This is a genomic window from Agromyces binzhouensis (assembly GCF_004135055.1).
GTDB lineage: Bacteria > Actinomycetota > Actinomycetes > Actinomycetales > Microbacteriaceae > Agromyces > Agromyces binzhouensis.
In genome coordinates this window covers 1-988 of record NZ_SDPL01000687.1, presented here as the reverse complement: position 1 = coordinate 988, position 988 = coordinate 1, and the positions used below count along the sequence as shown (strand labels likewise).

Below are 988 nucleotides of genomic sequence, written 5' to 3'. Positions count from 1 at the left end.
GCCGGCGGGCGCGGGTCGCCGCCCGCCCGCCGAACTGCCCGGCGCGTCGGGCATCACCGGCGGCGCCGCGCCGATCATCGCCCGCTCGCACCACGGTTCGGTGAGCAAGGAGGAGCGCGCGCTCGTCGAGGCCGACCTCAAGGCCGGCCGCCTGAAGTGCGTCGTCGCGACCTCGAGCCTGGAGCTCGGGATCGACATGGGTGCGGTCGACCTCGTCATGCAGGTCGAGTCGCCGCCGTCGGTCGCGAGCGGCCTGCAGCGCATCGGCCGTGCCGGCCACCAGGTGGGCGAGGTGTCGAAGGGCGTGCTGTTCCCGAAGCACCGAGCCGACCTGCTCCACTCCGCCGTGGTCGCCGAGCGCATGGTCGACGGTGCGATCGAGCCCATGCGGATCCCGGCGAACCCGCTCGACGTGCTCGCACAGCAGACCGTCGCGGCATCCGCGATCGACGAGTGGGAGGTCGAGCACTGGTTCGACGTCGTCCGGCGCGCGGCGCCGTTCGGCTCGCTCCCGCGCTCGGCGTTCGACGCGACGCTCGACCTGCTCGCGGGCCGGTACCCGTCCGACCGGTTCGGCGAGCTGCGCCCGCGGATCGTGTGGGATCGCGACGCCGGCACGATCACGGGCAGGCGCGGCGCGCAGCGGCTGGCGGTCACGAGCGGCGGGACCATCCCCGACCGCGGACTGTTCGGCGTGTTCATGATCGGCGACGCCGGCCCCGGTCGGCGCGTCGGCGAGCTCGACGAGGAGATGGTCTACGAGTCGCGCGTCGGCGACGTGTTCGCGCTCGGCGCGACGAGCTGGCGCATCCAGGAGATCACGCACGACCGCGTGCTCGTCTCGCCGGCATTCGGGGAACCGGGTCGCCTGCCGTTCTGGAAGGGCGACGGCATCGGACGCCCCGCCGAGCTCGGGGCCGCGATCGGCGCGTTCATCGGCGAGCTGGCGGCCGCCGACGAGCCCGCCGCGCTCGCCCGCACCGCGGCC

General features: G+C 74.7%; 1 protein-coding gene. It reads left to right on the top strand.

Annotated elements, in window-relative coordinates; translation table 11 throughout:
* Window positions 1-988, top strand: a 988-nt coding sequence (locus ESO86_RS17650) for a helicase-related protein (protein ID WP_277985252.1), incomplete at both ends; no start/stop codon positions are given.